The organism is Sorangium sp. So ce381 (assembly GCF_051473845.1).
In the GTDB taxonomy this organism is placed as follows: Bacteria; Myxococcota_A; Polyangia; order Polyangiales; family Polyangiaceae; genus Sorangium; species Sorangium atrum.
This window is the reverse complement of sequence record NZ_CP150336.1, coordinates 12,469,100-12,482,528: the sequence shown is the minus strand read 5'-3', so window position 1 is coordinate 12,482,528 and position 13,429 is coordinate 12,469,100. Positions and strand designations below refer to the sequence as shown.

Genomic DNA, 13,429 nt, shown 5'->3' with positions numbered 1-13,429 from the left:
GCCACGGATGAGCGCCGGCCGTCGGACGAACAAGCCGCGGAGAGCGCCTCAGGAGGAGGCGGGGAGGCACGACGCGCCGAGCGAGCAGGAGCCGGCGCGGCGCGGCGAGGAGGATCAGGATTCCGGAGGTCTCGAGCACCCGTATTCTCGAGTCCAGTACCTCTACGAGATCAGCAAGCAGCTCACGCGCTTCGAAGGCACCGAACGGACGGTCCCGGCGATCCTCGCGACCCTCGCACGGGCGCTCCCCCTCCGCACCGCGCTCTTGCTCTTGGATGTCCCGGGTCGCCCTCGGATAGAGACCATCGTCTGGAGCGCCGAAGGCGTCAGCGCCGATCGACTCCAGGCCGCGAAGTCCCATGCCACGACCTCGTACGTTTATCTCGCCGGATCGGATGCCGGACGGCGGGTCGATCGGGACGGCGCGCCGTCCACGACGAGCGCGACGTCCCGACAGGCTGCCCGGGACCCGCGAGCCGGGGCGGACGAGCGCGGGAATTTCCTTGTCCTCCCTCTCGTCGTCGAGCGCCGGCCGATCTTCGGCGCTCTCCAGATCGAGGGCGCCGCCCGTCTGGAGGAGCCGGACCTCGTGTTCATGAACGCGGCGGCCAACCAGCTCGCGATCGCGCTCGATCGCCAGGTGGTGATCGACGCCAAGCAGGCCGCCGCGGAGGCGGCGCGTGGGATGGCCGAGCGAAGGCAGGCCGAGTCCGACGAGCAGCGGGCCATCGCCGAGGCGCTGCGGCAGCGCTACGAGGCGCTGGTGGACAACCTCGATCAAGCGTTCGTCTGGGAGGCCGACGCGCGCACATTCCAGGTCCTCTACGTGAGCGCGCGAGCCGAGGCGCTCCTCGGTCATCCGCGCGAGCGGTGGCTCGCGGAGCCCGACTTCTGGAGCTGCTGCACCACGCCGGACGATGGCGGCGCGCTCGAGCGGACGTTTCGAAGGACGCTCGCCTCGGCGAAGGACCAGCGCTGCGATCATCGCTGCCTGACGGCGGACGGTCGCGCGCTCTGGCTCCACACCGGCGTGCACCTGGTGAAGGACGGCGCCGGCGCGCCTCGGCTCCAAGGCGTCTCGCTGGATATCACCCCCGCGAAGGAGGCGGAGGCGAGGGTCCGTGAGCAGCTCGAGTTCACGCGCGCGGTGACCGGCAGCATCGGCGAGGGCGTGCTCGCGATCGACCGTGAAGGGCGGATCACCTTCTACAACCACGCCGCGGAGCGCTCGATCGGCTGGACAGCGGAGGAGGTCGTGGGGCGGCGCGTTCAGGAGGTCGTCCTGATTCAACGCTCGGATGGGACGTCCGCACCCGATGAAGAGCACCCCGCGCTGCGGGCGATCCGCACGGGCGAGCTGGCCCGAAGCGACGATCACCTGCTCTCGCGCCGAGACCGAACGTTCTTCCACGTTAGCTGCACATTCACCCCTCTGAAGCGCGCAGGGCAAGTGTCGGGGGCGGTGCTCGTCTTCCTGGATATCACGGCGGTGAAGCAAGCCGAGAAGGTGCAGAGACTGTTCGCGGAGGTCAGCGCGGTCCTCGCCTCCTCGCTCGACTACGCAGAGACGATCGCCTCGCTGGCGCGACTGTCGGTGCCCGCCCTCGCCGATCTCTACTTCGTCGACCTGGTCGACGAGGACGGCCGCGTCGAGCGCCTCGAGCCGGCTTCCGCCGCTCCCGAGAAGGAGTCGCTCGCCGAGCGGATGGTGGATCTCGGCCGAGCGGCGGGCTGGGCGACGCCACAGGAGAGGGTGCTGCAGACCGGCGAGCCGCTCCTCATTCCCGAAATCACCGGGTCGGCGGTGGAGGCCGACGACGACGATTCGCGCCATGGAGGGTCCCGCCGCGCAGCGGCCTCGGGCACGGTGATGGTGGTGCCGCTCGTGACCCACGGGCGGCCGCTCGGCGCGCTCACGTTCATCGCGGCGGAGTCGGGCCGCCGCTACACCACTGCCGATCTCGCGGTGGCCCAGGAGGTGGCGCACCGGGCCGCCATGGCCCTGGAGAATGCGCGCTTGTACCGTCAGGCGCAGCGGGCCATTCGCACGCGGGACGATTTCCTCGCCGTCGTCTCGCACGACCTCAGGAACCCGTTGAGCTCCATCTTGGCGGCCGCGGCTCTCCTCATGCGGACATTGCCGGTTGGCGAGCAGGGAGCACAAGATCGGAGGAGGGCTGAAGTCATTCTCCTCGCTGCGCAGCGGATGCTCCGGCTCATCGGCGATCTGCTCGACGTCGCCGCCATCGAGTCGGGTCGGCTGTCGATGGAGAAGCGGAGGCACGCGGCGAGCGCGCTCGTCCACGACGCGATCGAGATGGAGCAGGCGCTGGCGATGCAGAAGCACCTGGTGCTCGAGAGCGAGCCGTGCGCCGGGGACAGCCTCGAGGTTCTCTGCGATCGCGAGAGAGTCCTCCAGGTCTTCGCGAACCTGATCGGCAACGCGATCAAGTTCACCGCGGAGGGAGGGACCATCACCGTCCGAGCGGAGCCACATGGCGACGAGGCCCTCTTCGCCGTGACAGACACGGGGCCGGGGATTCGCCCCGACGAGCTCCCTCACGTCTTCGATCGTTTCTGGCAGGTGGCGGAGACCGCACGTCTGGGGACCGGGCTGGGGCTCACCATCGCGAAGGGCTTCGTGGAGGCCCTCGGCGGGAGGATCTGGGCGGAGAGTCAGGTCGGAGCCGGCGCCACGTTCTTCTTCACGCTCCCTCTCGCGCGGCCGGAGGGAGCCGCCGGCGGCCGTCGCGATTGACGTGGAGCTGCCCAACCGGCAGCGTGTCGGCCTCTCGAGGAGATGACTCATGACGATGGATATCGCCGCGCTGCGCCGCGACACCCCGGCCTGCGCCAGCGTCCTGCACTTCAACAACGCGGGCTCCTCGCTGCCTCCGGCCGTGGTGGTCGACACGGTGCTCGAGCACCTGCGCCGCGAGGCGACCGTCGGCGGCTACGAGGCCGAGGAGGAGGCGGGCGAGCGGCTCGAGGCGGTCTACGGCTCGGTCGCCCGCCTGATCGGCGCGGCGCCCGACGAGATCGCGCTGGTCGAGAACGCCACGCGCGCCTGGGACATGGCGTTCTACTCCCTCCGCTTCGGCCCGGGGGATCGCATCCTGACCGCGCGGACCGAGTACGCCTCGAACTACATCGCGTTCCTGCAGGTCGCGCGGCGCACCGGCGCGGAGATTGTCCCGATCCCGAGCGACGAGCGCGGCGCGGTGTCGCTGCCCGCGCTCGATCGCCTGCTCGACGAGCGGGTCAAGCTGATCGCCATCACCCACGTCCCCACGAACGGCGGGCTGGTCAACCCGGCGGAGGAGATAGGCCGCCGCGCCCGGTCGGCGGGCGTGCCCTTCCTGCTCGATGCGTGCCAGTCGGTAGGGCAGCTGCCGCTCGACGTCGAGGCGATCGGCTGCGATCTCCTGTCGGCGACGGGGCGCAAGTACCTGCGCGGGCCGCGCGGCACCGGCTTTCTCTATGTCCGGCGCGCGCTGCTCGACCGGCTGGAGCCGCCGTTCCTCGATCTCCACGCCGCCCGCTGGACGGCGCCCGACCGCTACGAGCTGCGGCCCGACGCCCGGCGGTTCGAGAACTGGGAGAGCTACGTCGCCGGCCGGCTCGGGCTCGGCGCGGCCGCGGAGTATGCGCTCCGGCTGGGTCTGCCGGCGATCCGCGACCGGGTAGGTGCGCTTGCCGAGCGCCTGCGCGCGCGGCTCTCCGAGATCCCTGGTGTCACCGTGCGCGACCTCGGCGAGCGGCGCTGCGGCATCGTGACCTTCACCAGGGCCGGCGAGGACGCCGCGGCCATCAAGGCGCGGCTCGGCGCTCAGGCGATCCACGTCAGCGTGTCGACCGCCGCCGGGACGCTGCTCGACTTCGAGGATCGCGGGATTCCCGATCTGGTGCGCGCCTCGGTCCATTATTACAACGACGAACCCGAGATCGACCGCTTCGTCGCCGCGCTCACCGCGCCCCAGGGCCCGTAGCGCACGAAGATGCGCCCCGCTCTAATCTAATGAATGTGCAGCGACGGAGGTAGCGCCTCGTTCAACTGGGCGACGTCCCGCGCCACCTCGCGGCGGCGCGCCTCCAGGTCCGCCTGCGACGGGAACGGGATCGCGGCGAACGCCGCAATCGCGGCCTCGGCCACGCGCGCCGCGCCCTCGGGGCCGAGGAGGCCGCGCTCGAGGGCCGTGAGCGCGGCGCCGATGTACGTATCGAACAGGTGAACGCCCGAGGCCGCGAGCTCCCTCCGCGCGAGATCGGGTGTCGCGACCACGTCGTGAATGAAGACCGCTCTCACCGCCTCCGAGGCGAGCTCGAGCATGCGCTGGCCGAAGTGGATATCGCCCTGCCCGCTGTCGCCGACGAAGACGAAATCGTACTCCGGGTACAGCCGCCGGTACTCGAGGAAGTTCTCGAGCTTCTTCTCCGCGATCGTACGGTTGCCGATGAGGCGCGTGAACGAGCCCGTGAGCACGTTGGCGGTGAGCTGACCGCGCTCGGCGAGCGCCTTGATCGTCGCGTCCTCGACGAGGCCGAGGCGGTCGCCGGGGCGGGCGGTGACGAACGTCAGATCGCCGGCCCGCCCCGGCACGGGGCCAGGGCCGCGGTCGAGCTCCGCATAGAACTGCAGGACGCCGGGATAGACGGTCTTCTTCGGGTACCGGGCGTCCTTCCAGTTCGCATAGAACGTGTCGTCGATATCGGACAGGATCTTCACCTCGCGCACCGACACGGAACCTGAAGCAGAGAGAGCGTCAGACGCCGAGGCCGCCTCTCGCGCGAAGTGCGCGAGGAGCTCCTCGCGCAACGCGTCATCATCGATATCGTGGTAGAAGAGCTGGTGAAGGTCGCGGTAGCCGCCCCGGCCGTCGAGCGCGTTCTTGAGCCGCGTGACGTCCGCGCCGCGCGTGCCGAGCCAGAGGCGGCGCAGCGCCTGCTCGTCGAGGCTGCCCGTGCGGCCGCGCTGAAGCGCCGAGGTGAGCGCCGCGCGCGCCGGGATCCCGAGATCACCGAGGCGCTCGGCGGTCAGGAGCTCGAGCAGCGCCGTGCGGTTGTCGGGGCCGACGAGGCGATCGTCGATGTCTCCCAGCAGGGCGGGCAGATCGAGCTGGAGGAGCAGCTGGTCGAGCTCGATGGCGGTCGATCCCGCGAGGATCTCCAGGATCCGCCGCTCGTCGTCCCGATCGGTGTGGGAGGCCATGCGCCGCCGGATCTCGTCGAGCTTCGACAGCACCGACGGGATGGGCGCGTCGGGAGAGGTGTCGATCGTCATGGGGTCCTGACAACGTAACCGATCCGGCGGGCGCTGGCAGGAGCCCGCCGCCGCTCGACGAAGAACACGGCTGCCAGTCGGCCCGAGCTTCTGCTCTTTCAGACGGATTCAACCCGCTGACCGCTGGTGTCCCGGGTGGCGGAGGGCGTGCGCGATGCCGCTTTGCAGGGTGCCCAGCGTGGTGATACCGGACAGATCCGCGCCGAGGGTGATCAGCGTCTGCGCCACCTCCGGGCGCACGCCGGTGAGCACCACGCGCGTGCCGAGCAGCTGGGCGGCGCGCGCGGTCCGCGTCAGGGCATCGGCGACGTGCTCGTCGACCGCGCGCACGCCGGTGACGTCCAGGATCGCGGTGTGTGCGCTCTGATTGCTGATGCCGGACAGCAGCGTCTCCATGATCTGCGCTGCGCGCGCGCTGTCGATCGTCCCTACGAGCGGCATCGCCACCACCCGGTCGGCGATCGGGATGAGCGGCGTGGACAGCTCCCGGAGGGCCGCCTGCTGGGCGACGATGATCTTCTCCTGCAGTGCGGCCCGCTCGGCCTCCGCGTGCCTGAGCGAGGTGATGTTGGTGACGACGCCGCCGAGGCCGACCGGCTCGCCGCGTCCGTCGAGGATCGGGAACTTGACGGTGGAGAAATGAATGCTCGTGTCGCCGAGCAGCAGGCTCTCTTCGTACTGCATCGCCTTCCCCCCGGCCATCACGTGGCGCTCTCTCGACACGAGCTCCTCGATGGCATCGGGGGCCAGGGGGCTCAACTCGACTTCATCCTTGCCGATGACCTCGAAGACGTGCCGCTGGAGGACCTCGGCGTGAGCTCGGTTGACGAAGACATAGCGCCCTTCGGTGTCCTTGACGAAGATGGAATTGCGCGAGTGGTCCAGCAGCTGAAGGAGCAGCTGGAGCCGCCCGAGCAGCACGTGCTCCCTCCACGGCGGCTCGCCGGCGTCCTCGACGATGGCCGCGATCTCACGCGCGCCGCCGCGGTCGTCGCGCAGCACCGCGTGGGTCCACCGGAAGAGGCGCGCCTGCCCGTCTTTCGTCCTGCCCTCGCTCGTGGCCGAGGCGAACCGGTTCTCCGTCCAGTCGAGCAGGAGCGCACGCGCCGCGTCCGGGGACACGGGATCTGCGCCCACGAGCTCGGAGAGCCTGCGTCCGACGGCCTCGCCCTCGCTCCAGCCGAAAACACGTTCGGCGCCATCGTTCCAGCGCGTCACCGTGCCGTCGGGGCTCCAGTGGATCAGCGCCGGCGCCGGCGTGAGCAGCCACGCGAGCGCGCCGAAGGCCGCGTGAGCGTCCGCGCCCGCCGCGCCGGGCGGCGCCACCCCCTTGGCCGCGCCGCCGCTCGACCGCTCCGCCAGCGCGCTCTCCAGCTCCTCGACGCGCGCGTGTAGCGCTGCGATCTCTGCCCTTAGCCGCCCGATCTCCCCCGATCCCTCATCTGCCATCGGCCGGACGGTATCCACAGCGTGCTCGGGGTTGCAAGCTCGACATCCCCGAAGAGTACGCAAGATCCGTACGCGGGCACACCACTATACCGCCGATCGCGACATTCCCCAATCAAGGCTCCGATGGTTGATGGGCTCGTGCCGCCAGTCGGCCGCATCGTCCTCCCCTCGCGCGCTATCGTCCTCCCCTCGCGCGCTATCGTCCTCCCCTCGCGCGCTGCAGAGCGGCGGTCACCCGCACAGGAGACGGGCCCAGATCGGCGTTTTCGGCGCGCAAGCGCACTCTCGTGCGCTGAGCACCGAAAACGTCGAGGTGGGCCCGTATCCGAAGCGGGTGACCGTCGCTCTAGAATTTACTCAGGAAGGACCAGACTTCCTGGGGCATCCACGACATGTTCTGCCCGGCGTCGTTCGGCGATGGAGTATGGCCGCCGTCGTAATCACACCAGCGGGTGGGATTCCCCTCGGAGCAGCCCTTGTAGTCCGAGCAGGCGTGGCCGCCTCTGGGCGCCTTGGCCAGGGACTCCACCGTGCATCCATTTTGCTTGGCGAAGAAATCGCTGTTGGAGGTCTGTCCGGCCCCGCCGCTCTCCTGCTGGCCGAGCGAAGACATGAAGGGGACCGGCTGGCAGCTCGCGGGCCGGGGGAGACCGCCGCCGGAGTGGACCACCGCGGCGCGGTAAACGTCCGGACGCGCGCAGGCCAGCGTCCACACCATGGCACCTCCCTGGCTGAAGCCTTCGAGCTCGATGCGCGAGGTGTCGATGCAGAGATCGCCTGTGACCTGCTTGAGGATGTCGTCGACGAAGGTCACATCGTCGCCGGCCGACCAGATCCCGCCGACGGCGTCGGGCGCGATGAAGATGGTGCTCCCCTCGGAGAGGGACCAGAGCCCGAAGTACGAGGGCGCAACCTGGCCGCTGTTGCCCGTGGCCCCGTGGAAGGAGAGGATGAGCCGGTACGGGTGGTCGTTGTCGTAATCGTCGGGGACGCGCAGGGCGTATTTGCGGCTCTTCCCGCCGCTCTGCACGGAGCCAGCGCCGTTCTGGAGGGTGCGCGTCTTGCCGCAGCCGGCGGACTTCATCGCGTCACCCCCGCCTCCGCTGCCGCCGGCCCCGGCGGTGCCGGCACCGCCCGCGCCGCCAACCCCGGCTGTGCCGGCACCGCCCGCGCCGCCGGCGCCACCCGAGTCGGCTCCACCCGAGCCCGCTCCACCCGAGTCCGCTCCACCCGAGCCCGCGGTCGCCCCGTTGCTGCTGGAGGTATTGCCGCTGCTCGTGCCTCCGGAAGCCGCGCCACCGCCGGAGCCGCTCGCGGAGGTCTCACCGGCGGCTGATCCGCCTCCATCGGCGTCGTCGCTACAGCCGACGCTGAGCGCGGCGCAGAGGCCCAAGGCGCCCCAGATCGGCCGCAGCCAACGCGAGTGACGGTGCATGCAATCGGAGCTCACGGAGCCAACACTGGACGACATGGGTGCTCTCCTCGGTTGGCATCCAACCCAAGGGGTTTTACAAGGCAGGCGTGGACGGGCGTCTTTCTCGGCGCGAGGTCATTCCCAGTTCTTGCGCTGGGGATTCACCCAGGGCGAGGTGCACATCACGCAATCATCACCGTAGAAATAGTGCTTCCCACCGGTGTCATTGTAGATCCAGTAACGCAGCCAAGCGACGATCGCCGGCCGCTGGACGCCTCCCACGTCGCGCGTGATGTACCCGTGATCCGCGCCCATCACCGTCGCCAGGAACGTCTGGGTCTGGGACATGTCGTACGTCTTTTGCTGCATCGGAAGCCCGACCGTGTCCTGCGTTCCGCTGGTCTGCAGCATGGGCCCGTGCAGGGCCGCTGTCGCGATGTGGCCGTGGATGGAGACGACGGTGGCCACGGCCTCATGGCCGCCGAGCTCCACGGCGGCGGTGCCGCCGACCGAGTAGCCCATGGAAACGGCATGGCGCACGTCGATCTTGCCCTCGTAGATGCTGCCCGCCTTGCTGTTTTGCGCGATGATCCAGTCGAGCCCCTCGCGCATGGCCGCGAGGTTGTTCGGGGCGTTGGGGCCGCCCGTGAGGAGGTTGGCGCCGACCACCACGAAGCCGTGAGAAGCGAAGTTCGACAGGAGAGCCGTGTAGGCGGTCACCTGCGTATTGATCCCGGGGCCAAAGCTGATCGGCGCATGCAAGAAGCCGTTCTCACCCAGGCGTTCGGGCCTGAAGATCGTGTGGTTTCCGCTGGGCCCCGCGTTCCGCTCCACGGTCGTCGCGAACGGCCCCTCGGCAGAGTAATCCGTGATCGGCGGGAGCGGCGAGCCGCCGGCTCCGCCCGCTCCGGCGCCTCCGTCACCTGCCCCGCCCGTGCCGCCGTCACCTGCTCCGCCCGCGCCCGCTCCGCCCATTCCACCGTCGCTCACGTCGGCGCCGCCGCTGCCGCTGGCAGCGCCACCCGACCCAGCGGTCACGCTGGCCGACGCCCCGCTGGCGGCTGACACGCTCGAGCTGCCCGCGCCCGCGGCTTGCGCCGCGCCGCCGCTCTCTTCGCCGCACGCCAGCATCGCGACGCTCGAGAGCAAGCAGAGGACATGGAAGCGCCTGACGGCTTTCTTTTCGTGGACCACGATGCCCTCTGGTTGCGTCACGCCAGCGCGAAGCGCTCGCTTCAGGCCGACAAGGATGAAATTGGAAGACGGGTGATTGCCAGACGTTCCGAACCTGGAGCGCGCCCTGATGTCGTCCCCAGCCGAGCCCAACTCCTGCGCTTTTCCCCCTGCGTGCGCCTCGTCTGGAACATTGGCGCGACCGTGGATGGTGAACGCGCAGGAGGACGCGGGGCCCGATGCGCGTGATGGCCTACCCAGGGCAAGGCAGAAGAAGTTCTGGAGCGATCAATGTGAACGCTCACACAGCCGGCGTCAATCACAAACTGGCGCGCGGCGGCTACGCGGACGGCGCTACTTGGCCAGCTCTTCGATGGCGGCGGCGAGCTCCGCGGGGGGCAGCGCGTCGGCGGCGCGCCACGGCGGCATGCGCAGCGGCGAGGTCGCGGGCTCCTGCAAGCGAAAGATGGCCTTGTCCTTCGTCTCTCGAGACATGCCGTCCAGGTTCTTCACGTTGAACTTGGCGCGGTTCAGCGCCGGGTTCCCGCGACCGTCGTGACAGCGCGAGCAGAGCTGCGTGAGCACGGCGCGCCCGCTCGCTCCCGGCGGCGGCACCAGGCCGAGCTTCACCTTCGCGTCCGCGGAGAACAGGTCGCGCATATCGAGCAGGGACTGTCGCGGGGCCGCGCCCGTCACCACGTCGAGGTAGGACCTCGTCCGCTCCGCGCGGAGCGCGGGATCCGTCACGTCCACGAGCGGGTAAGGCACCGAGATCGAATCACCCGCCAGCGACACGGCGAACTGCTTCTCCCAGATCGCGCTCGACGAGCCGGCCTTGGCCTCGGCCTCGATGCGCGGGTCGAACGCGTTCGGCTGCGCCGCCTGGCCTTCGGCCACGAGCAACGCCTCGAGCTGCGCGCCGCTGCCCTCGTCGATGGCGTTCTGGATGGCCGCGATGGGGATGCCGCCGTACTGCGCGTCCCGCGCGTGGGCCTCCAGGAACTGCGCCGTGAGCACCCGATCGGACTCCGTGCGCTGCACGAAGCGCTGCGGGAACCAGTGCATCCAGGGGAACTCCAGCTCCTGCATGCGCAAGATCTTCTTCGTGCCGTGGCCGTCGGGCTGATGGCACGAGCGACAGTCGAACGACGTATTCTCGACGTCTTCCTCGCTGTAGATGCTGAACGCGGTCCAGCCGTGCTCTATCTCCTCGGTGAGCAGGCTCGCCAGATCGCAGCCGCCGTCGTAGTCACACTGTCGCTCGAACGTGAACAGGTAGAAGTTGTAGTCGCCGGTCGAGAGGTCGCGGCTCACGACCTCGACGAAGGGCTCGCCGCGAACGAAGCCGAGCGCGGTCATTTCGGCCGGCCTCTCGCGCAGCTCGGTCACGCGCGGAAAGAGGATGAGGCGCGGATTGATGGCGGAGACAGAGCTCTTCACGAGCGAGGTGGAGTTGCCGGTGAGCGCGAAGGCGCGATCTTCGTCGAGCTTCGCGACGCCGAGCAAGCTGGCGAGGTCGGTGATGTTCGGCCGGGGCTCGGCGCACACCGCCTGCCAGAAGCTGTCGCCGCGCGGCGTCGCGCAGAGCGCGCGGTGCTGCGCCTCGCGCCTGGGTAGGTCCGACAGCTCCGGGTCGGGAGCGTTCACGGGCGGCAGCGTGTCCCAGTCGGTCGTCGTCTGGTCGGTCGCAGCGCCGCCGCCGATCTCGCCGACGCACGCCGCCAGCAGCAGCGACACCAGGCACAGGCTCGGCAGGCGCCTCACGCGGCCCTCCCTCGGCGGGCGCCGAACGTCATCAACCCGGCCACGAGCGCGAACGCCAGGAGCGGCGCGTGGCTGTCGCCGCGCCCGCCCGTCACGCTGCAGCCAAAGAGGCCCTTTTCGCTCGGCGCCTCACCCGCGCCGTCCCCCTCGCTCGGCTCCAGGTCGACGGTGCCGTCCAGCTGCTGCACATAGGCGATGAGCTGCCCGAGCTCGGCTTCGCTGAGCCCGCTGATGAAGGCGTGGCGATCGTCGGGGTTGGCCGTGACGAGGACGTCGCGCAGCGTCGGCGCGGAGCCGTCGTGCAAGTACGGCGCCGTCTCCCACACGCCGTTCAGCGTCGGCGTGTCGATGCCGAGCAGCGGCTCGCCGGCGCGCATCCCGGAGGACGGCTTCACGGTGCCCACGTCGTGCAGCTTGCCGCGCGCGCTGTCGGTCCCGTCGGGCCCCGTGTGGCAGAAGTCGCAGCCCAGGCGCTTGAAGATGGCGCGACCCGCGACGCCGTCCTCGGTGAGCGAGCCGTCGGGGTTGCGAAAGGGGCTCGGCCGGTACGTGTCGAGCGAGCCGAGGAACGCCGCCAGCGCGTCGAGCTCGGGGCTCAGGCCGGCCTTCTTGTCTCCGCGCGGCGTGCCGACCGTCCCCACGGCGAGCTGCTCGGCGGTCAGGAAGCCCTTCCCGCCGAACAGGTGGCGGATGTTGTCGTCCGAGTCCTGGATCTCGTCGAAGCTGCCGCTCCAGTTGACGTTGCCGTGGCCCGTGCCGCGCCGCCCCAGCAGCGAGACGGTGTTGCGGAGCCCCTCCCCCGCGCTGCCGAAGTCCCAGACTCGCCCGTCCTCCGCGCCGTCGAAGTGACACGACGCGCAGCTGATGTAGCCCTGGTCGCTCATACGGATATCGGCCGAGTTGAAGAACAGCTGCTTGCCGCGCAAGACCTGCGGGTCGAGCTTCTCCACGGCGACCGTCGGGATCTCGGCCAGCTTCTTGGTGATGAGGTCGTGCGAGCTGACGATGTCGGCGACGTCGTAGACCGTCACCGTGCGGCTGAGCGACGCGTGCACGAACAGCTTGTTGGTTTCGGTCAGCGCCAGGCCGCGCGGCGCGAAGCCCGCCTCTTTCAGCGCGGTCACGAACTCGCCCGTGTAGGCTTCGCGGACCTCCACCAGGGCCGAGCCGGCGACGCTGATGAACGCGTAGTCGCCGAGCGGCGTGAACACGACCTGGTTCGGCAGGTTGCGATCGTCCAGATCGATGCGCCGCGCGACGTCCTCGGCGCCCTCCGCGAGGTTCAGCAGCGCCACGAGCGGACGTACCGTGTTGTCGTCGGTGAGGTCGAGCCCATCGCGAAATGGACCACGAAAGACGTTGTCCTTCTTGCCCGGCACCCACGCGAACGAGCCGTCGGGCGAGAGCCCCACCGAGAACAGGTAGTTCGGCAGGCCGCGCCCTTGTTGGTCCGTGTCCTCCGTCGTGGTGTCCGCGGCGAGCGCGAAGCGCGTGCTCACCTGGAAGGTCGCCGCGTCGATGCGCGCCACCTCGCCGTGGCTGTCCTCGGAGAGGAAGCGCGTGACGTAGATCTGCGAGCCGTCGTGCGACACCGAGACGCCCCGCGGCGTACCGCCGAGCGAGAGCTCGGCCACGACGGCGCCGCTCGCCACGTCCAGCTTCAGCACCTTGCCGACCGCCATCAGCGTCACGTACGCGGCGTCCCCGGTCGGGCTGATCGCGAGGCCCATCGGTTGCGACGCGTACGGCAGCGCGATCTCGCGCTCCACCGAGAGCGACGCGGTGTCGAGGATGGAGACTGAGTGCGCATCCCGGTGCAGCACCCACAGCGTGCCTTGCGCGGTGAGCGCGAGCCCGACCGGGCCGCGCGCCACCGGCACCTCCGCGACCTTGGTCAGCGCGCTCGCGTCGAGCACGCTCACGCTGTCGTTCTCGTAATTGGCCGTGTAGACCTTCGCGTTCGGCGGGTCGTACACGAGGTCGGTCGAGCCCGCCGCGCTGCCCGTGACGAGCGACCGGTGCGCCGTGTGCACGAACGAGACGCTGGTGAACCCGACATCGTCTTTGACCGTCGCCAGCACCGGGTAGTGGCCGGGAGCGGCGTAGGTGTGCACCTGCTGCACATCGCCGACCGTGAACTCGGTGCGTGTCTCGTCTCCCATGTCCCAGCGCACCTGAACGGGGCCGACCGCGTCGCCGATCGTCAGGTCGAACGTGACGGCCTCGCCGGCGAGCGAGGGCGCGCGCACGGGGACGCTGGCCGTGACGGCGCGCGCCTCGGCCGGCCAGGCCGCCGCCGCGCAGATGCCTCCGAGCAGGCCGAGGAGCTTCGGGAGCGAGCGCATGGC

8 protein-coding genes are annotated in these 13,429 nt (G+C 70.0%); 2 read left to right on the top strand and 6 right to left on the bottom strand.

The features are described 5' to 3' along the window. Positions 1-7 precede the first annotated feature (7 nt). Together WMF29_RS46885 and WMF29_RS46880 are read left to right on the top strand one after the other, a co-directional pair. Positions 8-2,758: a sensor histidine kinase gene (locus tag WMF29_RS46885; protein ID WP_437326525.1), complete on the top strand. Its 2,751-nt coding sequence runs from the start codon at positions 8-10 to the stop codon at positions 2,756-2,758. Positions 2,759-2,807: 49 nt separating this feature from the next. Then, positions 2,808-3,989, top strand: a complete 1,182-nt coding sequence (locus WMF29_RS46880; protein ID WP_437326524.1) for an aminotransferase class V-fold PLP-dependent enzyme — start codon at positions 2,808-2,810, stop codon at positions 3,987-3,989. A gap of 26 nt (positions 3,990-4,015) precedes the next feature. Here WMF29_RS46880 and WMF29_RS46875 read toward each other — a convergent pair whose 3' ends face one another. From WMF29_RS46875 to WMF29_RS46850, 6 genes are all read right to left on the bottom strand, one after another. Beyond that, positions 4,016-5,281: a phosphatase domain-containing protein gene (locus WMF29_RS46875; RefSeq protein WP_437326523.1), complete on the bottom strand. Its 1,266-nt coding sequence runs from the start codon at positions 5,279-5,281 to the stop codon at positions 4,016-4,018. 108 nt (positions 5,282-5,389) lie between these two features. Beyond that, positions 5,390-6,730 carry a PAS domain-containing protein gene (locus WMF29_RS46870; protein ID WP_437326522.1) on the bottom strand — a complete coding sequence of 447 codons (1,341 nt, stop codon included), beginning with the start codon at positions 6,728-6,730 and terminating at the stop codon, positions 5,390-5,392. Between the two features lie 346 nt (positions 6,731-7,076). Continuing rightward, complete coding sequence (locus WMF29_RS46865) at positions 7,077-8,201, bottom strand: alpha/beta hydrolase family esterase (RefSeq protein ID WP_437326521.1); 1,125 nt, start codon at positions 8,199-8,201, stop codon at positions 7,077-7,079. Between the two features lie 78 nt (positions 8,202-8,279). Next, complete coding sequence (locus tag WMF29_RS46860) at positions 8,280-9,338, bottom strand: poly(ethylene terephthalate) hydrolase family protein (protein ID WP_437326520.1); 1,059 nt, start codon at positions 9,336-9,338, stop codon at positions 8,280-8,282. A 333-nt stretch (positions 9,339-9,671) separates the two neighbouring features. Next, a complete protein-coding gene (locus tag WMF29_RS46855; protein WP_437326519.1) occupies positions 9,672-11,081 on the bottom strand; it encodes a c-type cytochrome in 1,410 nt (469 codons plus the stop codon). Continuing rightward, the gene (locus WMF29_RS46850; protein ID WP_437326518.1) at positions 11,078-13,426 is read right to left on the bottom strand and encodes a PKD domain-containing protein; all 2,349 of its coding nucleotides are present in this window, start codon (positions 13,424-13,426) and stop codon (positions 11,078-11,080) included. Before WMF29_RS46850 ends, WMF29_RS46855 begins: the two co-directional genes overlap by 4 nt. Positions 13,427-13,429: the final 3 nt, after the last annotated feature.

Excerpts from the sequence above, each read along its gene's own strand:
- WMF29_RS46885 (WP_437326525.1), top strand. The coding sequence starts at position 8 with ATGAGCGCCGGCCGTCGGACGAACAAGCCGCGGAGAGCGCCTCAGGAG.
- WMF29_RS46880 (WP_437326524.1), top strand. The coding sequence starts at position 2,808 with ATGACGATGGATATCGCCGCGCTGCGCCGCGACACCCCGGCCTGCGCC.
- WMF29_RS46875 (WP_437326523.1), bottom strand. The coding sequence starts at position 5,281 with ATGACGATCGACACCTCTCCCGACGCGCCCATCCCGTCGGTGCTGTCG.
- WMF29_RS46870 (WP_437326522.1), bottom strand. The coding sequence starts at position 6,730 with ATGGCAGATGAGGGATCGGGGGAGATCGGGCGGCTAAGGGCAGAGATC.
- WMF29_RS46865 (WP_437326521.1), bottom strand. The coding sequence starts at position 8,201 with ATGTCGTCCAGTGTTGGCTCCGTGAGCTCCGATTGCATGCACCGTCAC.
- WMF29_RS46850 (WP_437326518.1), bottom strand. The coding sequence starts at position 13,426 with ATGCGCTCGCTCCCGAAGCTCCTCGGCCTGCTCGGAGGCATCTGCGCG.